Genomic DNA, 19709 nt, shown 5'->3' with positions numbered 1-19709 from the left:
ACCAGGTCGTCGCCGCAGAGTGGCAAAACGTCAGCCCTCGCCGAGCGTCTTCTGCAGGGCCTTGTTCGCCTTGCGCGCCATGTCGGCGACGGCTTCGCGGCGGGCGGCGTCGGCGGCGTAGTCGTCTTGGCGGTTGCGCACCACGCGCGCGGGCGAGCCCACCGCGATGGAGTAGTCCGGGATGTCGCCGCGGACCACGGCGTGCGCGCCGAGCACGCAGCCGCGGCCGACACGCGTTCCCTTGAGGACACTGACCTTCGTGCCGAGCCACGTGTCCGGACCGATGCGCACCGGCGACTTCACGATTCCCTGGTCCTTGATGGGCACGTGGATGTCGGCCGTCACGTGGTCGAAGTCGCAGATGTACACCCAGTCGGCGACGAGGGTGGCGGCGCCGAGCTCGATGTCGAGGTAGCAGTTGATCACGTTCTGCCGCCCGAACACGGACTTGTCGCCGATGCGAAGGGACCCCTCGTGGCAGCGGATCGCGTTTCCGTCACCGATGTGGACCCAGCGGCCGATCTCGAGCCGGCCGTAACCGGGACGGCAGTGGATCTCCACGTTCTTCCCGAGGAACACCATGCCGCGCAGGATGATGTGCGGGTTGGCGAGCCGGAACTTGAGCAGGCGGAAGTACCGCACGAGATACCACGGCGTGTACGCCCGATTGCGCAAGACCCAGCGCAGCGAGTCACGCGTCAGGAACTTCGCCTGGTGCGGGTCGCGCCGGGCCCGCCGCCAGGCACGCACGCGGGACAACGCGGGCGCACCCCACATCGACGTCATGCCGATGACCGTAACCTGTGCAGGGACGCCCGCCACAGGCAAGGGGAGCACGGATGGGGAGCAAGCTGATCATCGACACCGACCCCGGTGTCGACGACGCTTTCGCGATCGCGCTGGCGGCGGTTTCCGCCGACGTCGAACTGCTGGGGGTGACGACGGTCTTCGGCAACGTGCCGCTGACCAGCACCACCGCCAACGCGCGGCGATTGCTCCAGCTGTGCGACCGCCCCGACGTGCCGGTCGCCGCCGGGGCTTCACGGCCGTTGGTGCACCTGAACAAACGCGGTTCGAGCCACGTCCACGGCAACGACGGGCTCTCGGGCCACGCCGCGACGCTGCCCGAGGCGAAGCGGCCGTTGGAGTCGCTGGACGCCGTGGGGCTGATGGTCTCGCTGCTGGAAGCGTCCGACGAACCGGTGACGATCGCGCCGATCGGACCGCTCACCAACATCGCCGCGCTGCTCGCCGCGCACCCCGGCGTCAAGTCGAAGATCTCGCGCATCGTGCTGATGGGCGGCGGCGTCGCGCGCGGCAACAGCACGGCCGTCGCCGAGTTCAACATCTGGGCCGACCCCGAAGCCGCGCGCCGCGTGATCGCCGAGGACGACGTGCCGTGCGTGATGGTCCCCCTCGATCTCACGCACCGCTGCGCCGTGGACAGCGCGTGGCTGGCGAAGCTCGCCTCGTCGGGGCCGCTGGGCCAGACGCTGGAAGGGCTGACGCCCGACTACCTCGCCCACTACCGGCAGGTCCTGGGCTTCGACGGCATCGTGATGCACGACGCGGTGGCCGTCGCGGAGGCGATCAACCCCGGGATTCTGCAGACGGAGACCTACCCGGTGGACATCGACGTGACCGCGGGGCCGGCGCGCGGAATGACGCTCGTCGATCGCCGCGCGGTGCCGATCGATCCGACGGGACGGCCGATCGAGGTCGCTGTCGACACCGACCTCGACGGGCTGCGGGAGTTCGTGCTTTCGAGACTTGCCGGGGGCCGGTGATGGCGGGGTCGCCGGGCGGTTCGCAGCCGTCGCCGCTGGGTGGCGACGGTGAGAACGCGGTGTCGCCGATCAGCGGCGATGGCCAGGTCAGCGGGCCTTCGCCGATTGAAGGCGACAACTCGGCCGGCGCCGAGTCGCCCGTCAATGGCGACCAGATCACCGAGCCGTCGCCACTCAGAGGCGACGACACGGCGAGCACCGAGTTTTCGCCACTCGCTGGCGACGCCCAGGCTGACGTGCCGTTGGATGGCGACGACCAGACCATCGCGGCGTCGCCGATGAAGGGCAACAGCAGGGAACCCGCCGGACTGTCGCCTCTGGATGGCGACGAGAGCGGTGGCGCGTCGCCGCTCGATGGAGAAAAGGCCGGCTTGGAAACGTCGCCAGTCAGCGGCGACGGCCAGGTCGGGCGCGTGTTTTCGGCTCCGGTCGAGCCGCTGCCGCCGTTCTCCTCGGCGATGACGGAGCACCTGTCGCCGCTGAGTGGCGACGGCGAGAAGCCCCAGGTCGGGAAGCGGAAGTCGCGGCGGGGGCGGGCGGCGGTGGTGGTCGCGGCGGTCGTCGTGGCTGTCGCGGCGCTGGTGGTGGCCGTGCAGTTCGCGCCGGGGTCGGAGCAGGTCGCGACCACGGCCGCCGAGCCGTCGTCGTCAGCGCAGGCGCCGGTGCCGTCGGTGGCCGCGTCGAGTGCGGCGGTGCCGACGACGCAGCCGAACGTGCCGCAACCCAGTGAGTTCGACGCGTGGGCGTCGAAGACGAGCCAGTGGCTGGACATCCCGCTTCGGGCGATGACGGGGTACGCGCAGGCGACCGTCACGCTCACCAAGGAACAACCCGCGTGCCACCTGTCGTGGGTGACGCTCGCGGCCGTCGGCAAGGTCGCGAGCGACCACGGGCGGGCGCAGGGCGATCACGTCGGCACCGACGGCGTGCTGACCAAGCCGCTGGGCACCGTCGAGGTCCGCGACTTCTACGGCCGCGTCGTGTCGACGGCCAACGCGTCCGGGCCGATGCAGCTGGCGCCGGCGGTGTGGTCGAAGTGGCAGCGCAGCGCGTCGGGCGGCAAGCCCGATCCGCAGAACATCGACGACGCCGCCCTCACCGCGGGTCGCGCACTGTGCGCGGGTGGCCGCGATTTGGCGACAGACTGGTGGAACGCCGTTTCGTCGCTGCAGGGCGCGCCCGTTTCGCTGCACCGGATCCTGGCGACAGTGAACGTGTACGGCACCGTCGGGCAGAGCGGCCAGGCGCCGAACCCCGCCGTGCTGAGCGCGGTCGACTTCGCGATCGACCAGATCGGTCTTCCCTACGTGTGGGGCGGCAACGGCAGCGGCGACCCCGATCCGGGCTTCGACTGCTCCGGCCTGACGACGGCCGCGTACGGCAGCGCGGGCGTGAAGCTCATGCGCACGGCGGACACGCAGTTCCACAGCGTCGCCCACGTAAGTGAACCCCAGCTGGGCGACCTGATCTTCTACGGTGAACCCACCACGAAGATCCACCACGTCGGCCTCTACATCGGCAACCAGCAGATGATCGACGCCCCGCAGACGGGCCAGGCCGTGCAGGTGCACCCGTACCGCAAGCCCGGCGACGACTACGCCGGCGCGGGGCGGCCGACGGCCTGACGGTCACGGCGCGTCGGACCCCGCGATCCAACCCCAGGTCAGTGCGGACGCGATGGTGATGCCGCCGGCGATGGTGCCCGGCCCGAAAACGGCCGCGGCGGCGTTGCCTGCCGCGTACAGCCCGGGGATGGGCTGACCGGTCCAGTCGAGCACGCGGGCGCGGTGGTCGGTCCGGGCGCCGCCCTTGGTGCCGACGGCGCTCGCATGCACGGGCAGCGCGAAGAACGGCGGCTCGGAAACCGTGCCGAGGTTGGGGTGTGGCGCGGTGGTGTCGCCGAAGGCGCGTTCGTAGGCCGTTTCGCCCCGGTGGAAGTCGTCGTCGCAGCCGGCGTCGACGGCGGCGTTGAAGCGGGCGACGGTGTGCTGCAGCGCAGCGGCGTCGATGCCGATCAGGGCGGCGAGCTTGTCGAGGCTGTCGGCGCTGGGAAGCCAATCCGGCAATGGCTGGTGGGGCGGCACGCCGCCGACGGGGTAGCGGGCGCGGAACTGCGCGTCGCCGATCGCCCAGGCGGGGAGGTTGCGCGGGCGGTGGGTGTTGGCGTCGAGCTCGGCGAAGGAGACGGCGCAGTTGTGGCTGGCCTCGTTGACGAATCGACGGCCGGCGGCGTTCACCCAGATCACGTGCGGCAGGTAGCGCTCGGCCATCACGAGCTGGGCTTGCGGCGTGCCGGCGTCGTCGGGCCAGCGCCGGTCGGGTGCCTGGAACGCGGGCCAGGACCAGTATTCGCCGGTGCGGGACAACTGCGCGCCGGCGTCGGCGGCCAGACGAAGGCCGTCGCCGTGCTGGACGGGCGGGGTGACGGGGTGGCTGAGCGGGCCGGCGAGCAGCTGTGACCGCAGGTCGTTGTCGTGCTCGAACCCGCCGGTCGCGAGCACAACGCGGCGCGCCTGCAGCCGCCACGGGGTGCCGTCCCGTTCGGCCTCGACGCCGGTGATCCGCCCGTCGGTCCGGATCAGCCGTCGTACGCGGCAGCCGCGGACCAGCTCCACGCCCGCGGCCCGGCAGCCGTGCAGCAGCCCGACGACGAGGCCTGCGCCGAGCGCGACCTCCCCCGCGGCGAGCCGCCGCTGCATCAGCTCGAAGGGCGGCTCGCCGCCGGCGAACATGCGGTGCTCGAAGAACTCGTCGTTGGTGAGCACGGCCGCGCCGTACGGCGGGGGCCACAGCAGCTCGTCGGGCGTGCCCAGGCCGTCGGTGGTCAGCGGCTGAGCCTCGAGGTGCCGGGCGGGTTTGCCGCCGGGGAGCTCGGCGAACGTGTCGGGGTAGCCGTGGACCACGGTGAAATGGATCGGGCTGTTTTCCTCGACGAAGCGGACCGCCTCCGGCACGGACCGCACGAAGGTTTCGACCAGCTCCGGATCGCGGCCGGGCGCGGCGGCGCGGCAGTACGCCAGGGCCTCGTCCTCGCTGTCGGCCAAGCCGGCTTCGGCCTGCAGGTGGTTGTTCGGCGCCCAGACCTGGCCGCCGGACACCGCCGTCGACCCGCCCCAGCGCGGCGACGCCTCCAGCACGACCACGTCCTCGCCGCAGCCGGCGGCAGCCAGCGCCACGGCCAGCCCCGCGGCGCCGGAGCCGACGACCACCACGTCCGTCGTGTCTCTCATGGACCACACCTCCCAGGTTTGCGTACTAGTACACAAACCTGGGAGGTGGATGTCAAGCGCGTGGGAGGAGGCCGTCCAGCAGGGCGTCGAGGCCCTCGGCGTAGTTGTCCCAAGCGTGCGGCCATTCGCCGGCCAGGGACGAGATCAACGGCAGCTCCGCAGGGTCGGCGTCGAGGAGCATGGTGCGTTGCACGGGCGGCGCGTCCTGGTCGCGCTCGGCCGCATGCGTCGTCGTCGCGTGGCGAATGGTCAGCACGCCCACCGTGTACTGCCAGACGATCCGATACGCCGCGGCGGCCTGCCGGAGGGCGAGACCGGAGGCGACGAACCCAGCCAGGATCTCCTCCACCAGCCACAGCACGGACGGGCCGGCCAGGTCGCCCTGCGCCAGCACGCCGACCACCCACGGGTGCTCTGCCAGGGCATCGTGCAGCTGTCGCCACAAAACGACCACGCGCCGGCGCGGGTCTTCCGGCAACGTCGGCCGGGGCAGTGTGGCGGCGACGTGGTCGAGCAGGAGCAACAGGAGCTCGTCCTTGTCGCGGACGTGCCGGTAGAGGGCCATCGGGGAGCAGCCGAGCTCACGGGCGACCCGGCGCATGGTCAGCGCGTCGACGCCCTCGGTCGTGACGATCCGGCGGGCCGCCTCGACGATGTCGTCACGCGACCAGCGCGCGGGACGGCCCGGCCGGCCTGGTGCTGTCTCAGCCATGTGCGCAGTCTCGCATCGTTCGATCATCCACCCCGGCTACACACGCGTATAGTCGGCTGTACGTTTGTATAGTGAGGAGGATGCCGTGGCCGAACCCGAGGACTTGACGGCGCGCGCCCGGATCCGCGACGCGGCGATGCAGCTCTTCGGCGAGCACGGGTTCGAGGGCGCGACGATCCGTGGCATCGCTGAGGCGGCGGGAGTGTCGTCGGGCCTGGTGCGACACCACTTCGGGTCCAAGCAGGCGCTGCGCGATGCGTGCGACGCACACCTGGTGAAGCTGATCCACCGCCTCAACGACCAGGCGCTCGCGGGCGCGGGCGGCAACCACGTGGCGGCCGCGCGGATCGCCGTCGGGCCGTACCAGGCGTACCTCTCGCGGGCGTTGGTGGACGGCGGCGCCGCGCCGTTGTTCGACGAGATGGTGCGGTTGGGGGCGCAGTGGCTGGCCGACGTCGATCGGACGCGGCCGGACGCGCCGGACGTCGCGCCCGAAGTGAGGGCGGCGGTGAGCACCGCGATGGCGCTGTCGATCACAGTGCTGCACGAGCACGTGTCGCGCGCGATGGGCGCCGATGTGTTCAGCCCCGAGGGCGACGTGCTGCTCGCACGCGCCCTGATCGACCTTTATTCGCACCCGATGCTCAGCGCCGAGGACGCGCGGAAGGCGCTCGACGGGATCGAGCGGCATCGGTGACTTTGGGAGGAACCTGTCATGCCTCATGCAACCCATCCCCGGATCGCGCCGCTTCCGTTGGAGGAAATGGCGCCGAAGGAGCAGAAGCTCGCGAAACTCGGTGCCGACGAGGTGATCCGGGTGCTCGCGCGGAACCCGTCGTTGATGAAGGCTTCGTCGAGTCTCGGCGAACACCTGCTGTCTCAAGGCAAGCTGCACCCGCGTGTCCGGGAATTGGCGATCTTACGGGTCGCGCTGCGGTGTGAAGCGCCGTACGAATGGGCCAACCACGTGCCCGCCGCGCTCGGCGCCGGCGCGACGGCGGACGAGATCAACGCGTTGTCGGACCCGGCCGCGTCGTGGTCGCCGGAGGACGACGCGGTGCTGCGGGCGGCCGACGAGTTGTGCACCGCGGCGTTCGTCTCGGACGAAACATGGGCGGCGCTCGCGTCGACGCTCGATGAGGCGACGATCCTCGAGGTGCTGTTCCTTGTCGGCTACTACCGGATGATGGCGGGGTTCCTGAACTCCGCGGGGGTCGAGGTGAAGCCGGGGCAGCCGGTGCTGGGCGAGCGTGTGGCGCCGGCGGTCGTCGCGGAGGCGGTCGTGGCCGGCGCGTTGCCGTTCAGCGGCGAAACCGGCGCCGACGGGACGTGGCACATCACCTTCACGCACCCCGCGGGGAGCAAGGAGCTGGTGCTGAACCTCGAAACCGTCGCCGACGGCGTGGCTGGGTCCATCGTGGACACTCAGCTGGGCGTGACGGTCCCCATCGTGTCGGGCAGTGTCGCCGGTGATCGGCTGGAGTTCACCGCCGTGGTGACCGATCCGGCGCGGTTCGACATCGGCGTGGTGGGCACGGTCGACGGTGACGTGTTCACCGGATCGGTGACGATTTCAGGTGGCGGGACATTCCCGTTTTCGGGTGTGCGCGCGAGGTGACGTCGCGAAAATGGCGCGCTTGAGGTGGTGCTCGGCTGCTAGCGTCGGGATCGTTCGTTCCGACTCCCGGATGGAATTCTCACTATGCGCGCCAGCCTTCGTGCCGGCCTGACGACGGCACTCAAGAACCGCGACCGCGTCGCCACCACCGCCCTGCGCTCGGCACTGGCGGCGATCGACAACGCCGAGGCCGTGCCGGTCGATCAGCTGTCCACGGCGACCGGGACGGAACACGTCGTGGGTGCGGCGCTGGGTGTCGGCGCCGCCGAGGCCGAGCGTCGTGATCTGACGGAAGCCGATGTGCGCGCGATCGTCGAGAACGAGGTGCTGGAGCGCACGACTGCCGCGGACGAGTACGAGAGGCTCGGCCGGACCGAGGCCGCGGAGCGGCTGCACGCGGAAGCCGACGTGCTGAGGCAGCACCTGGAGCCGGCCTCCTGAGGTTGGATCCGGCGACGACCGCGGGCCGGAAATCGGCGCTGACCTCGGTGTCGCCGATTTCCGGCAACGACCTCGGCGAGGCGCCAGCCGCTTGCCGGTGACGTCGGATTCCCTTTGGCCATTGCGGAGTTTCGCCAGATCCAAAGCCCGTTCTGCCTGCGGTGATACCGCTTGGACAGCACCGTCGGGAAGCCGGAGCGCCCGGTACCGTGGTGACGTGAGCGGCAACGAGCTGGGAGAATTCCTGCGCGCGCAGCGGGCCCGGCTGGCGCCCGAGGACGCGGGCGTGACCAGTCATCGCCCGAGGAGGGTGAGCGGGCTGCGGCGCGAGGAGGTCGCGGTGCTGGCGGGCGTCAGCGCGGACTACTACGCGCGCCTCGAGCAGGGGCGCGAGCGCAACCCGTCCGGGCCGGTGCTGGACGCGATCGGGCGGGCGCTGCGGCTGAACGCCGATGGCCTCTGGCACGCCTACCGCCTCGCCGGGCTCGTGCCGCGGGTGCCGGAGCACCGGCGCGACGACGTCTCCCCCGAGCTGCTGCGGCTCATGGACACCTTCCCCAACGCGGTCGCATACGTCACCAACCGGCGCCTCGACCTGCTGGCGACCAACGCGCTTGCCGACGCGCTGCTGTCCCCCGTCGGCAAGCCGGCGAACATGGTGCGCACGCTGTTCGACGACCCGGCAGCGCGCGAGCTGTTCGTGGAGTGGGACGACATCGTGGCCAGCGCCGTCGATGCGTTGCGGCTCGCGAGCGGCTACGACCGCGAGGAGGTCGGCGAGCTCGTGGACGAGCTGCTGGCCACGAGCGAGGAATTCGCCGTTCTGTGGCGAAACCACGGTGTGAAGGGGCTCGCGGGTACGCGCAAGACGTTCCACCACCCCGCCGTCGGGCGGATCGTGCTGGACTACCAGACGTTCGACGTGCGCGACGCGTCCGGCCAGTACCTGCTGGTGGGCATCGCGGAGCCGAACAGCGCGAGTGCCGACGCGCTGGCGTTGCTGGGGTCGTTGCACGAGGTGGCCGACCTGCGGCGCTGAGCCCGGCCAGGGTGTGCCACTCCTAGGCAATGGCGTCCTTCCGGAGGCGTTTCGCCGCGGGCAGCCTCGAGGTCACGACGGTCCCCACGACCGCGCAGACCTCACGAGGAGTACGCATGAACGGCAAGATCACGCTGATCACAGGCGCGAGCAGCGGCATCGGGGAGGCCACCGCGCTGCGCCTGGCCGCCGACGGTCACCACGTCGTCCTGGGCGCGCGCCGCACCGACCGGCTCGCGGCGCTCACGGAGAAAGTCCGCGCGAACGGCGGTGATGCCGACTTCCGGCAACTGGACGTGACCAGCCTGGAGAGCGTGCGCGCGTTCGTGGCGGCCGCGCACGAGACCCACGGCCGAGTGGACGTGCTGGTGAACAACGCCGGCGTGATGCCGCTGTCCACTCTGGACAAGCTCCGCGTCGACGACTGGAACCGCATGATCGACGTGAACCTGCGCGGCACGCTGCACGGGATCGCCGCCGTGTTGCCGCTGATGGGCGAAACCGGGGGGCACATCGTGAATGTCGCGTCGACGTCCGGCCTGCGCGTGGACCCGACGGCGGCCGTGTACTGCGCGACGAAGTTCGGGGTGCGGGCGCTTTCCGAAGGCCTGCGCCAGGAGAACACGAACATCCGCGTCACCATCGTCAGCCCGGGCTTCACGCACTCCGAGCTCGCCGACCAGGGCGGCGACCCCGAGACGCAGGCGGCGGCGCGTGCGGCGAGCGAGCAGCTGGGCATCCCGGCTTCGGCCGTTGCGGACGCCATCGCTTACGCCGTGAGCCAGCCGGCGGCGGTGGACGTGAACGAGATCGTGGTTCGGCCGACGGCCCAGACCTGAGCCGTCGCGCGCCCGCTCGGCGCGGCGGGACCCGTCGTGCCATTCGGCGTGGCGGGACCCATCGTGTCCGCTTTCGACACGGTGGGTCCCTTCGCGACACCGGACTCGAAGCCGGGCAGAATCCGGTGCCGCAGAACAGATTCGCGAGTCAGGCAAGCGAGGCGGCCAGCTCCTCCAGCAGGTCCATCTGCTCCTGCATGCCACCCTCCATACCGGACTCGATGATGGCGTCGCGGACTTCCCGGCTGCCAGTCTCCATGAGGATCGACAAGCTGGTGCGGTCGCCCGAGCCGGTGAACGTCGTGGTGGTGATGGCGGCGTCCTCGTCGGACGCGCCGGGGGTTTCGTAGACCTCGCTGCTGACGATGCGTTCGTTCGGGACGATCTCGCGGTACTCGCCGTGGAACGCGACCTCGAAGCCGCCGTTGGCGTCGAGGACGTAGCGCCACCGGCCGCCGACGCGCAGGTCGATCTCGACGGACCGCATGGTGCCGCGGTGACCCGCCCAGAAGCGTTTGACCAGCTCAGGTGTGGTCCACGCGCGGTAGACGAGGTGCCGCGGGGCGGCGAACTCGCGGGTGATCAGGATCTGGTCATCGGCCGGCAGGGTCACCTTCGCCGTGCCCGTTGTCGTCTCGGTCATGGTCGCTCTCCTCGCCCGTGGATCGGTCGTCGGTGCGTTCGAGTTCCTCCAGCACGGAATCCAGCAGCTCGAACCGCTCCTCCCAGGAGCGCTCGAACTGCCGCACCCAGTCGTGGATCGGCTTCAGGGCACGGCCGTTGAGCCGGTACAAGCGCTGACGTCCTTCGTCCCGGACGTCGACCGCGCCCACTTCGCGCAGCACGCGCAGGTGTTTCGACACCTGCGGCTGCCCCATGCCGAGCAGCCGGACGAGGTCGTTCACGGGGTACTCGCCACCGGCGAGCACATCGAGGATCTCCCGTCGCCGCGGTTCGGCCACGGCGTTGAACACGTCGGTCGTCGTCGCTGCTCGTGCCACGCCCACCATCGTATTCCCATATGGGTATGTGTCAAGAGGACGCCGGCCGGGCGCGGACGTGGAACCGCTCGCCCTGTGGCCCGAAAAGGGCGAGAACCTCGCACGGCACGTCGCCGGGGTTGCCGAACCAATGCGGAACGTGCGTGTCGAACTCCACGACTTCACCCGGTTTGAGGATCACGTCGTGCTCGCCGAGGATGAGCCGCAACTGTCCGGAAAGGACATAGGCCCATTCGTACCCCTCGTGCACGCGCGGATCGGGGTCCGTGTCGGGCCAGTGCGGCGGGAAGATCTGCTTGTACGCGCGCAGCCCGCCGGGCCGGCGCGTGAGCGGAAAGAACGTGATGCCGTGGCGCACGAAGGAGTTCTCGTGCAGCCGTGGGTCACTGGTCGGCGCGGTGCCGACGAGCTCGTCGAGCGGCACCTGGTGGGCACGCGCAAGGGCGAGCAGGATTTCGAGCGTCGGCTTGCGCTGGCCGGATTCGAGGCGCGACAGCGTGCTCACCGAGATGCCGGTGGCCTCCGACAGCTGGGCGAGCGTGGCGTTGTTCTGCTGGCGGAGCGCGCGCAGCCGCGGTCCCACCGATTCGAGGACGCCGTCGACGTCCGGGAGTTCACCGTCCATGTCCCCATTTGCTACTTCGGCAAACGTATTTGTCAAGTCGGCGAGATCTGCGGATAGTCCGAGAGGAGGGACGAACTACAGGAGGACCAGGTGAACGAGAACTACGACGTCGTGGTGGTCGGCGGCGCCGCCGCGGGCCTCAGCGGCGCGGTGGCGCTTGCGCGCTCACGGCGTTCCGTGCTGGTGGTGGACGCCGGCGAGCCGCGCAACGCTCCGGCCGGCCATGTGCACAACTACCTCGCCCGCGAAAGCACGCCGCCCGGCGAGCTGCTGGCGGCCGGGCGCGAAGAGGTTATCGGGTACGGGGGCGAGATCGTGGCCGGCGCGGTGACCGCGGCCGTCGCGCTGGACGGCGGCGGGTTCGCCGTGACTCTCGCCGATGGGAGGACCACGCGGGCGCGTCGCCTCCTGGTGGCAACGGGGCTCGTCGACGAGCTGCCGGACGTCCCGGGCGTCGCCGAGCGGTGGGGCCGCGACGTGCTGCACTGCCCGTACTGCCACGGCTGGGAGGCGCGTGACCAGGCGATCGGCGTGCTGGCGACGAACCCGATGGCCGTCCACCAGGCGCTGATGTGGCGGCAGCTGTCGGACGACGTCGTCGTTTTCCGGCACACGGCTGCGTTCGACGAGGAACAGCTCGCGCAGCTGACCGCGCGCGGGATCCGCGTCGTCGACGGCGAGGTGGCAGCGCTTCGCGTGGAAGACGACGCGCTCACCGGAGTCGTGCTGCGCTCGGGCGAGGTGGTGGCGCGGGAGGTCGTGGTGGTCGCGCCGCGGTTCACGGCGCGGGCCGACGTGCTCGTGTCGCTGGGGCTGGAGCCCGTGGAGCTCGAGGTCGACGGGCATGTGATCGGCAGCTCGGTGCCGGCCGACGCGAACGGCGCCACCTCGGTGCCCGGGGTGTGGGTGGCCGGGAACGTGACCGACATGAAGTCGCAGGTCGTCGTTTCCGCGGCGGCCGGGCTGACGGCCGGCGCGGTGATCAACGGCGATCTCGTGGCCGAGGACGTACGACGCGCGCGGGAGCCTTTCGCGCACGAAATGGAACGACAGGTTGCCGCGCTGGTCGGCGGCTCGACGAAGCACGGGGTGTGACGATGGCTGAGCAGCACGAAGAAGTCCCGTTCGACCAGGATTCCTGGGACGAGCGGTACCGGTCGAAGCCCGCGATCTGGAGCGGGCGGCCCAACGCGCAGCTCGTGACGGAGGCCGCCGACCTACTGCCGGGCAGCGCGCTCGACGCCGGCTCCGGCGAAGGCGGCGACGCGTTGTGGCTCGCGCAGAACGGCTGGCGCGTGACGGCGGCGGACTTCGCGGCCACCGCCCTCGACCGGGGTGCGGCGCAGGCGGCTGAGCTGGGCCTGGGCGACCGGATCCGATGGCTCACGACCGACCTCACTACGTGGGTGCCCGACGAGAAGTACGACCTCGTCACGTCGCACTTCCTGCACCTGCCGACCGCCCAGCGCGTGCCGATCTTCGCGCGGCTCGCGGACGCGGTGGCGCCGGGCGGGACGTTGCTCATCGTCGGCCACCACCCGACGGACGTGGAGGGCGCCGCGCATCGGCCGAACGTGCCGGACATGTTCTTCCTGGCGGAGGACGTGGCGGCGACGTTGGACGAGTCGTGGCAGTCCGTGGTGACCGATGCGCGGGAGCGGGCGCACGTGATCGAGGGGCACGAAGTGTCTATTCGCGACACTGTATTGGTGGCGCGGAAGCGGTGATTCTCTCGGCCGGGCGCCTGTTGCCGTTTGGCGGCGATGGGTGTCCGGCCGGGGTTTTCGCCGGAGGCTGACGGTTGTCGCCGTTCAGTGGCGACGGCTCGCGCCGTTCGCCGTTCAGTGGCGACGCCGTTCGCCGTTCAGTGGCGATGGGCTGGTGGACGGGCGAAAAACGGGGCCGCGCGGGGGAAGCCGGGTTAGCCTGGGCGGCATGTCGACTTGGGATGACGTGGCGCGACTGGGGGCGCAGCTGCCGGGGACGGAGCTGGTCGTCAAGAGGGATACGCGGTCGTGGGGTGTCAAGGGCAAGGCGTACGCGTGGGAGCGGCCCTTGCGCAAAACCGATCTGGACGCACTCGGGGACGCGGCGCCGGCGGGCGACGTGCTGGCGGTTCGGGTGCCGGATGTCGGAGCGAAGGAGGCGTTGCTGGCGGACGAGCCGGGCGTCTTCTTCACCACGCCGCACTTCAACGGCTACCCGGCCGTGCTCGTGCGGCTGGCCGAGATCGGTCTGCCGACGCTTGAAGAGGCGCTCGTCGAGGGGTGGCTCTGTCGGGTGCCGAAGAAGGTCGGGAAGCAGTATTTGGAGGAGCGCGGCACCGGCTGACATTGTCCAGCTCTCCTTAACGATTCGTCCAAGATCTTTCACTTGTCCTGTCGATCGGGCTGGGGCAGCGTGGAAGGCGAATCGACCAGGGGGAGCGCGGGTGTCCGGCAGCGGCACAGTGGTGCGGATGGCGGCGCTGGCCGTGCTCTGGGGCTCGACGTTCCTGTGGATCAAACTCGCCCTCGAAGGCTTTTCGCCGGTGTTCGTGACGGTGATCCGGTGCGCGCTCGGATCGTTGGTGCTGCTCGGACTCGCGGTGGCGGCGCGGCAGAAGCTGCCCCGGGACCGGACGACATGGGGGCGGCTGACGGTCGCGGCGCTGTTGTGCAACGCGGTGCCGTTCGCGTTGTTCGCGGTGGGCGAGCGGACCGTTGACTCCGGCGTGGCCGGCGTGCTGAACGCGACCACTCCCCTGTGGTCGCTGCTCATCGGCCTCGCGCTCGGTGGCGAGCGCGGCATCCGGCCGACGCGGCTCGCGGGTCTGCTGATCGGGTTTGCGGGGACGTTACTGATCTTTGCGCCGTGGACGCAGACCGGGCTGGCGAGCTGGGGTTCGCTCGCGCTGCTCGGGGCGGCGGTGAGTTATGCGGTTGCGTACGCGTACATGGGGCGGAAGCTCGTGGGTCGCGGGACGGAGCCGTTGGCCCTGTCGGCCGCGCAGCTGCTGGCGGCGACGGGGCTGAGTGCGCTGGCGTTGCCGGTCGGTTCGTCGTCTTCGCCGCACGTCACGGTGTTGTCGGTGGTGGCCGTGGTGGTGCTCGGGGTGTTCGGGACCGGTGTGACGTTCTACTTGAACTACCGCCTGATTGCCGATGAGGGGCCGACGACGGCGGCGACGGTCGGGTATCTGCTACCGGTGGTGTCAGTGGTGCTCGGCGCCGTGGTGCTGGGCGAGGAGATCGGGCCGCGGGTGGTGGTGGGGATGGTCGTGGTGCTCGTGGGTGTCGCCGTTTCGCGGCGACGGAGGCAGGCGGTGGCGTTGTGCGTCGAGTGAACCCCGAACTCCGGGAAAGCGGCTAAACTTCGCCCGCTTGTCCGCGAGTGCGGACGGAACTGGTCGAGGGAGGCGCGGATGCGCAGGCTCGTCGTTGTCCTTGCCGTGGTCGTCGCGTCGTTCGGGGCGACGGGGGTGGCGTCGGCTTCGGCCTCAACCTCGGCCGAGAAGTCGGTGAGCGTCGGCGGCGCCGTGGCGAATCCGCGGGCGTTCTCGGCGGCCGAGTTGGCGGGCGCGGATCTGGATCAGGTGGTGACGGGTTCGTCGCCGATGTTGCCGCCGGGCAAGAACACGATGCTGCGCGTGACGGTGGAGGTTCGCGGGGAGAGCCGTGCGGTGACGTTCGCGCTCGCGGAGATGGATCCGTCGTTCGGTAACCATCCGGCCGTGTTCCGGGCGGGCCGGCACGGTGTGGACCTGACGGTGCCGGGCGACCGCAATGGGTCGCGGACGGTGACGGACGTCCGGTCGGTGACGGTGCTTGTCTCCGACGCTGCTCCGGCGACACGCGCGGTGCGCGTGACGATGGGGCGGCGCGTCGTGACTCTGCCGCCGGAACTGCTCGCCCACCTGCCGCGGCGGACGGTGACCGCGAAGTTCGGGTCCGACGCGGGGCAGCAGACGCACACGGAGTCGGGACCGTCGCTTTCGCTGGTGCTGCTGCTGGCCGGCGTGCTGCCGACGTCGGACAAGACGGTGGTCGCCGTCGGGTCGGACGGGTACGGGGCCGCGGTGACCCTGGCCGAGGCTTCGGTGGGCGGGCGGCCGCTGCTGCTGTCGACGGTGGAGGACGGGAAGGCGCTGGACCTGCCGCGGTTGGTGCCATTGGGGGATGTGAAGGGCGGGCGGTATGTCTCGGGGGTGACTGCGCTCGCTGTTGGGTGACGTCGGTTGGGGTGCTCGGGTTGACGGCGGGGCTGCGGGGCTCGCGGAGCTGATGGGCGCTGCCGGGTTATGGCGGCGCGAGGGCCCGGTTGGCTGTGGTCGAGTTGGTTGGGGATGGGTTGTTGGTGGCTCGCTGAGTTGGCGGGCCGGGTTCTTCGCGGCGGTCAGCGGCAATGCGATCGTGGCTCGAGGTCGCCTGGGCTGGTGGCTATTGCTGCGGATCGCGTGGGTTGGCACGGTCTCGGTGGATCTCGCCTGGCGTAGTCGAAACTGTGCTGAGTACTCGGCGCTGAGGCGCGCCCTGTGACGCTGCAACCCGCGCGGTGGCAAAGACCCACCCTCCCGGGGGCCGCCCATGATCCATTTTACCGGGGTGGACCGACAGGAACTGGTGTGCGCCGGAGTTATCCACATCCGAGGTCGGGTTGTGGATGGTTGGGATGGGGCCGCCGAAACACGGTGATCCGCCGACGGGAGAGGTGAAATCCCGCGAGGTCATCGGCCCACCGGGGCGGAATCAGGGGCACGCGGCGGTGTGGCGTTCGCCGGCGGTGCCCGGCGCAATCGCCGCACTTGGCCGGCGCCGTGGGCAAGATAGCGGCGATGGGCCTCGGCCAGTGATGGCGGTGGGCAGTGCCCGCTGCAGTCGCCATGTTTCGCCACGAGCCAACAGCGGATGTCGGCCGCGCGAGCGCGGATGCGCGCAGGGACGAGAGCGGGGCTTGCGGCGAAGACTTCCGAGCGAGACGCGCGGGCTGTGCGGAGATAACCCAGACAGAGCCGCAGCGAAGGACGCTCAAGTCACAGTCGAACTGCGGCGAAGACTTCCGAGCGGGCGCAAAGCAAGCAGGCAAAGGCCGCTGGGTGCGCGCTGAGCCGGTTGACGAAGGCGCCTAGCGGGCGCGGAGTTGGCGGGCGAAGGCTGTCGAGCCGAGTTGGGTAAAGAGAGTTCGGACAGAGCTACAGCGAGAGTCAATCGAGTCGCGGAGGGACCGCGCGGAAGGTTGACCCCGTCTGAAAGCGCAGGTCAGCGGCATCGTTGCCGGTGATTGGGACGATGTGGCATCCGAATGGCCTATGGCCCGAGTCACATTATTGGTCTATACCATTTGGACAAGGTTTCCCGCTCTTCAGGTCCCCGCTGTGGAGGTTTCACCATGAGGCTCCCCTCTCCCCGGAAGTTGATTGCTGCGTTGGGTGGATTGGCGGCTGTGGCCGCCGGGTTGGTTGCGCCGGGGGGTGTGGCGGTTGCGGCGGCTGGGTCGCCGGTGCCTGTGGCGCCGTATGTGGATATGGGGGCGTGGCCGACGCCGGTGTTGTCGGCGATGTCGGCGAAGGGTGGTGTCAAAGGGTTCACGCTCGGGTTCGTGACGGGTGCCGGGTGTAAGGCCAGCTGGTTCAACGCGTATGACCCGCGGTCGGCGTGGCAGGCGAGTGAAATCGCGAAGATCCGGTCGGGCGGGGGTGACGTGAAGGTGTCCTTCGGGGGTGCGTCGGGGATTGAGCTGGCGCAGGCGTGCAGCAGTGTGTCGTCGCTGGCGGCGGAGTACGACGCCGTAGTGAAGGCGTACGGGCTGAAGTACATCGACCTCGACATCGAGGGTGCCGCTGTGGCGGATACGGCGTCGATTCAGCGGCGGTCGCAGGCACTCAAAACCGTTCAGAGCAACAACCCCGGGCTGAAGATCTCGCTGACGCTGCCGGTGCTGCCCAACGGGCTCGACAGCAACGGCCTCGGCGTCGTCAACGCGGCCAAGGCCGCGGGTGTGAACCTGGACCTGGTCAACGTGATGGCTATGGACTACTACCAGGGCGCCGGCGACCAGGGTGCGAAGGCGATCTCGGCCGCCAAGGCGACGCAGGCGCAGCTCAAGTCCATCTTCGGCCTCTCGGAGGCGGCCGCGTGGAAGAAGGTCGGGCTGACGCCGATGCTGGGCGTGAACGACTCGCAGAACGAGATCTTCTACCAGAAGGACGCCACCGCTGTGGTGAACTTCGCGAAGAGTGTGCACCTCGGCATGCTGTCGTTCTGGGAGGCCGGCCGCGACGCGAACGCGTGCAACGGCGCGCTTTACCGCTGCACCAACGTTTCCCAGCAACCCTACGAGTTCTCGAAGATCTTCTCCGGGTACAACGGCTGACCGGAGGCCCGGCCTGGTTGTCCATTGAGGACGGCCAGGCCGGACAACGCCGTCAGGGCAGGTAGTACATCGGGTTCGGCAGCTTCACCGGGTGGTCGGCGTAGCCGCCCTCGAGGTCACTGAACTGATCCCCCAGGTTGAGCACGATGTGGGCACCCGTCGCCTGGATGTGGGCGCGGGTGCCCGACTTGTACTGGATCGTGGTGCAGGTCAGACCACACGGCAGGTAGCCGGGCGCCGTGCCGGCCGGCTTGAAGAACGCGTCCGCCGGGGCCGGGTAGCCCTCGTTGGCCAGGTTCTTCAGCGACTGCGGGCCTTGCGGGGTGCTGCGGCCGGTGAGGAAGTAGATCTTCACGCCGCGCTGAGCGGCCCAGTTCGCCAGCTCCAGCACGGGCTTGTTGGCCACGAAGGTGCCGTTGTCGATCGCCTGCTGCTGCTTGACCGGGTCGAACCCGAAGTCGTTGTCGGCTTCCCAGCCGTAGGTGACCTCGGACGTGTCGTCGACGTCGAGGACGATCGCCGGGTTCTTCACCTTGCCGAGCTTCTGCGTGAGATAGCGCTTCGCGTCGGCCACTACGCGCTGGGTCTCGGTGACGAACCGGCTCGAGTCGGAGTAGTGGTGCTTGCCCGACGCGTCGAGGTAGTCGCCGTAGTAGGCCTTCACGTCGTTCTTGACCTGGCCGATGTTCGCCGGCTCCCGGCCGTGGGCGGCTGTCACGGCGTCGGAGCCGGCCAGCGCGGTCGCGCCACTCGCGACGGTGGCGCCGATCGCCGCGGCGGCGGCGAGCTTGAGCAGGGCGGGAAAACGGGACACGGCGACCCCTCCAGGGTGAACTTCGGGTAAACTGCGCCCGAAATCTACGCCACCTCAGGCGCCAGGAGAACCCTCCGAATGGATGCGTTCGGCGCGGCAGACGAAGGCCACCGGCGACCGGCCGATGCGCGTGAGCACCACAGTGGACTCGGCACCACCGCGCAATTTCAGGCGACGGCGCAGGGCGTCCGGGTCGATGTCGAGACCACGGACGAGGATCTCCAGCCGGCCGACGTCGTGGCGTTTCAGCGTGGCGCGCAGGGACTTTTCGCTGTACGGGCCGTGTTCCAGCACGCGGAAGGCGCGCACACCCGGAGGCGGGGTGTCGCCCGTGAGGTACGCGATGCGTTCGTCCAGCTGCCACAGGCCGTGGCGCGCCGCGTAGTGGCGGACGAGGCCGGCGCGGACGACGGCGCCGTCCGGGTCGATGATCCACTCCCCCGGCGGCGAACCAGGCAGGTCGTCCGGTTCGGTGTCGGTGACCGTCCACTGAGTACCGTCCGAACGCAACACCGTGGCGCGCCGGGAGACGCCAGTGTCCAAACCACGCCAGAGACAGGCTTCGCGGACCTGGCCGTCGAGCGAGACCAGCTCCACCTCCTCGGCCCACGGCGCGATGGCGAAGTCCAGGCCTGGCGCGCACTTCACCGACAGAGTGCGCCCGGCGTAGGCGTCGACGAGCTCGTCCAGCGGAGGCAGGAAGTCCGCCGGTTTCCACGTGCGCCGTCCGGCCGAGTCGCGACGGGCCGGGTCGGCGACCACGACCGTGTCCCGGCTGACGGGGCACAGAGCGTCGGCCTGCACCACACCGACCGAAACCGATGCCGCGGAAGCGTTGTGCCGCGCCATCTCCAGCCGCACGCGGTCCACATCGGACCCCAGTGCCCGCGACGCGACCCGCGCCAGCTCCACCAAGTCGGCGCCGACGGAGCACGTCACGTCGTGCACATCACGCCCGGCCAATCTGGCCGCCCGGTGCCGCGCCACCACCGTGGCACTCGCCTGTTGCAAAGCGTCGCCGGTGAACAGCCACGAGTCCGCGTCCGCGAGCTTCAGAGCCGATTTCCGCCGCAGCACCACCGTTTCCAGCACTGCTGCGGCAAACCGCTCCCCCACCGAACGGCGCACAGCGGCGACGTCGGCAATGCGGGAAGCGTCCGTCAGCGGCAGCGCCGCGCAGTCGGCGAGCGCCGCCCGTCCCGCGGCGGAGCGCAGGAAGGCGACGTCGTCGAGCGAGAACCCGTAAGCCAAT

At 70.1% G+C, this 19709-nt stretch carries 21 protein-coding genes; 13 read left to right on the top strand and 8 right to left on the bottom strand.

The features are described 5' to 3' along the window. Positions 1-30: 30 nt before the first annotated feature. The gene (locus tag AB0H62_RS38885) at positions 31-786 is read right to left on the bottom strand and encodes an acyltransferase (RefSeq protein ID WP_220237559.1); all 756 of its coding nucleotides are present in this window, start codon (positions 784-786) and stop codon (positions 31-33) included. Between the two features lie 53 nt (positions 787-839). Between AB0H62_RS38885 and AB0H62_RS38880 the strand changes: the two genes are divergently transcribed. Both AB0H62_RS38880 and AB0H62_RS38875 read left to right on the top strand, forming a co-directional pair. Then, on the top strand, positions 840-1787 hold the full coding sequence (locus AB0H62_RS38880) for a nucleoside hydrolase (protein WP_220237558.1): 948 nt from the start codon (positions 840-842) through the stop codon (positions 1785-1787). 458 nt (positions 1788-2245) lie between these two features. After that, the gene (locus AB0H62_RS38875; RefSeq protein WP_220247434.1) at positions 2246-3412 is read left to right on the top strand and encodes a C40 family peptidase; all 1167 of its coding nucleotides are present in this window, start codon (positions 2246-2248) and stop codon (positions 3410-3412) included. 3 nt (positions 3413-3415) lie between these two features. Here AB0H62_RS38875 and AB0H62_RS38870 read toward each other — a convergent pair whose 3' ends face one another. Next, on the bottom strand, positions 3416-5017 hold the full coding sequence (locus tag AB0H62_RS38870) for an FAD-dependent oxidoreductase (protein ID WP_360591667.1): 1602 nt from the start codon (positions 5015-5017) through the stop codon (positions 3416-3418). Between the two features lie 52 nt (positions 5018-5069). Continuing rightward, positions 5070-5729, bottom strand: coding sequence for a TetR/AcrR family transcriptional regulator (locus AB0H62_RS38865; protein WP_360591665.1), 660 nt, complete (start codon positions 5727-5729; stop codon positions 5070-5072). Positions 5730-5814: 85 nt separating this feature from the next. Between AB0H62_RS38865 and AB0H62_RS38860 the strand changes: the two genes are divergently transcribed. From AB0H62_RS38860 to AB0H62_RS38840, 5 genes are all read left to right on the top strand, one after another. Further along, on the top strand, positions 5815-6426 hold the full coding sequence (locus tag AB0H62_RS38860; RefSeq protein WP_360591663.1) for a helix-turn-helix domain-containing protein: 612 nt from the start codon (positions 5815-5817) through the stop codon (positions 6424-6426). 18 nt (positions 6427-6444) lie between these two features. Next, positions 6445-7347, top strand: coding sequence for a carboxymuconolactone decarboxylase family protein (locus AB0H62_RS38855; protein ID WP_220237555.1), 903 nt, complete (start codon positions 6445-6447; stop codon positions 7345-7347). 84 nt (positions 7348-7431) lie between these two features. Next, positions 7432-7788 carry a GatB/YqeY domain-containing protein gene (locus tag AB0H62_RS38850; RefSeq protein ID WP_360591661.1) on the top strand — a complete coding sequence of 119 codons (357 nt, stop codon included), beginning with the start codon at positions 7432-7434 and terminating at the stop codon, positions 7786-7788. A gap of 217 nt (positions 7789-8005) precedes the next feature. After that, positions 8006-8827 (top strand): helix-turn-helix transcriptional regulator, encoded by an 822-nt coding sequence (locus AB0H62_RS38845; protein WP_360591659.1) that lies wholly within the window; start codon positions 8006-8008, stop codon positions 8825-8827. Positions 8828-8943: 116 nt separating this feature from the next. Further along, complete coding sequence (locus AB0H62_RS38840; protein WP_360591657.1) at positions 8944-9666, top strand: SDR family oxidoreductase; 723 nt, start codon at positions 8944-8946, stop codon at positions 9664-9666. Positions 9667-9814: 148 nt separating this feature from the next. Here AB0H62_RS38840 and AB0H62_RS38835 read toward each other — a convergent pair whose 3' ends face one another. From AB0H62_RS38835 to AB0H62_RS38825, 3 genes are read right to left on the bottom strand one after another with little or no spacing between them, the layout of a single operon-like run. Next, the gene (locus AB0H62_RS38835; protein ID WP_220237551.1) at positions 9815-10309 is read right to left on the bottom strand and encodes an SRPBCC family protein; all 495 of its coding nucleotides are present in this window, start codon (positions 10307-10309) and stop codon (positions 9815-9817) included. Continuing rightward, the gene (locus AB0H62_RS38830) at positions 10260-10667 is read right to left on the bottom strand and encodes a metalloregulator ArsR/SmtB family transcription factor (protein WP_220237550.1); all 408 of its coding nucleotides are present in this window, start codon (positions 10665-10667) and stop codon (positions 10260-10262) included. Before AB0H62_RS38830 ends, AB0H62_RS38835 begins: the two co-directional genes overlap by 50 nt. Positions 10668-10698: 31 nt before the next feature. Beyond that, entirely contained in the window at positions 10699-11292 is a 594-nt protein-coding gene (locus AB0H62_RS38825) for an XRE family transcriptional regulator (protein ID WP_360591655.1), read from the bottom strand. Positions 11293-11382: 90 nt separating this feature from the next. Here AB0H62_RS38825 and AB0H62_RS38820 point away from each other — a divergent pair, with 90 nt between their 5' ends. The 6 genes from AB0H62_RS38820 to AB0H62_RS38795 all read left to right on the top strand — a co-directional run bounded on the left by AB0H62_RS38820 (position 11383) and on the right by AB0H62_RS38795 (position 17643). Then, positions 11383-12387 (top strand): NAD(P)/FAD-dependent oxidoreductase, encoded by a 1005-nt coding sequence (locus AB0H62_RS38820; protein ID WP_360591654.1) that lies wholly within the window; start codon positions 11383-11385, stop codon positions 12385-12387. A 2-nt stretch (positions 12388-12389) separates the two neighbouring features. Then, entirely contained in the window at positions 12390-13019 is a 630-nt protein-coding gene (locus tag AB0H62_RS38815) for a class I SAM-dependent methyltransferase (RefSeq protein WP_360591652.1), read from the top strand. Positions 13020-13227: 208 nt separating this feature from the next. Then, complete coding sequence (locus AB0H62_RS38810; RefSeq protein WP_360591651.1) at positions 13228-13623, top strand: MmcQ/YjbR family DNA-binding protein; 396 nt, start codon at positions 13228-13230, stop codon at positions 13621-13623. Positions 13624-13750: 127 nt separating this feature from the next. Continuing rightward, positions 13751-14617 carry a DMT family transporter gene (locus AB0H62_RS38805; protein ID WP_360591805.1) on the top strand — a complete coding sequence of 289 codons (867 nt, stop codon included), beginning with the start codon at positions 13751-13753 and terminating at the stop codon, positions 14615-14617. A gap of 78 nt (positions 14618-14695) precedes the next feature. Then, entirely contained in the window at positions 14696-15502 is an 807-nt protein-coding gene (locus tag AB0H62_RS38800) for a hypothetical protein (RefSeq protein ID WP_360591649.1), read from the top strand. A gap of 1292 nt (positions 15503-16794) precedes the next feature. Then, complete coding sequence (locus AB0H62_RS38795) at positions 16795-17643, top strand: chitinase (RefSeq protein WP_360591647.1); 849 nt, start codon at positions 16795-16797, stop codon at positions 17641-17643. A gap of 52 nt (positions 17644-17695) precedes the next feature. Here the strand turns inward: AB0H62_RS38795 and AB0H62_RS38790 are convergent, their stop codons facing one another. Then, the gene (locus AB0H62_RS38790; protein WP_360591645.1) at positions 17696-18457 is read right to left on the bottom strand and encodes an HAD family acid phosphatase; all 762 of its coding nucleotides are present in this window, start codon (positions 18455-18457) and stop codon (positions 17696-17698) included. Positions 18458-18511: 54 nt separating this feature from the next. Next, positions 18512-19708 carry a class I SAM-dependent methyltransferase gene (locus AB0H62_RS38785; RefSeq protein WP_360591643.1) on the bottom strand — a complete coding sequence of 399 codons (1197 nt, stop codon included), beginning with the start codon at positions 19706-19708 and terminating at the stop codon, positions 18512-18514. Between the last annotated feature and the right edge of the window lies 1 nt (position 19709).

This window comes from Amycolatopsis sp. NPDC050768 (assembly GCF_040654155.1).
Classification (GTDB): Bacteria; Actinomycetota; Actinomycetes; order Mycobacteriales; family Pseudonocardiaceae; genus Amycolatopsis.
This window is presented reverse-complemented; position numbering and strand designations above follow the sequence as displayed.

Bases quoted from the DNA above. Each gene is read 5' to 3' on its own strand.
- AB0H62_RS38885 (WP_220237559.1), bottom strand. From the start codon at position 786: ATGACGTCGATGTGGGGTGCGCCCGCGTTGTCCCGCGTGCGTGCCTGG.
- AB0H62_RS38840 (WP_360591657.1), top strand. From the start codon at position 8,944: ATGAACGGCAAGATCACGCTGATCACAGGCGCGAGCAGCGGCATCGGG.
- AB0H62_RS38825 (WP_360591655.1), bottom strand. From the start codon at position 11,292: ATGGACGGTGAACTCCCGGACGTCGACGGCGTCCTCGAATCGGTGGGA.
- AB0H62_RS38880 (WP_220237558.1), top strand. From the start codon at position 840: ATGGGGAGCAAGCTGATCATCGACACCGACCCCGGTGTCGACGACGCT.
- AB0H62_RS38815 (WP_360591652.1), top strand. From the start codon at position 12,390: ATGGCTGAGCAGCACGAAGAAGTCCCGTTCGACCAGGATTCCTGGGAC.
- AB0H62_RS38855 (WP_220237555.1), top strand. From the start codon at position 6,445: ATGCCTCATGCAACCCATCCCCGGATCGCGCCGCTTCCGTTGGAGGAA.
- AB0H62_RS38835 (WP_220237551.1), bottom strand. From the start codon at position 10,309: ATGACCGAGACGACAACGGGCACGGCGAAGGTGACCCTGCCGGCCGAT.
- AB0H62_RS38810 (WP_360591651.1), top strand. From the start codon at position 13,228: ATGTCGACTTGGGATGACGTGGCGCGACTGGGGGCGCAGCTGCCGGGG.
- AB0H62_RS38865 (WP_360591665.1), bottom strand. From the start codon at position 5,729: ATGGCTGAGACAGCACCAGGCCGGCCGGGCCGTCCCGCGCGCTGGTCG.
- AB0H62_RS38800 (WP_360591649.1), top strand. From the start codon at position 14,696: ATGCGCAGGCTCGTCGTTGTCCTTGCCGTGGTCGTCGCGTCGTTCGGG.
- AB0H62_RS38795 (WP_360591647.1), top strand. From the start codon at position 16,795: ATGGGGGCGTGGCCGACGCCGGTGTTGTCGGCGATGTCGGCGAAGGGT.
- AB0H62_RS38875 (WP_220247434.1), top strand. From the start codon at position 2,246: ATGACGGAGCACCTGTCGCCGCTGAGTGGCGACGGCGAGAAGCCCCAG.
- AB0H62_RS38870 (WP_360591667.1), bottom strand. From the start codon at position 5,017: ATGAGAGACACGACGGACGTGGTGGTCGTCGGCTCCGGCGCCGCGGGG.
- AB0H62_RS38805 (WP_360591805.1), top strand. From the start codon at position 13,751: ATGGCGGCGCTGGCCGTGCTCTGGGGCTCGACGTTCCTGTGGATCAAA.
- AB0H62_RS38850 (WP_360591661.1), top strand. From the start codon at position 7,432: ATGCGCGCCAGCCTTCGTGCCGGCCTGACGACGGCACTCAAGAACCGC.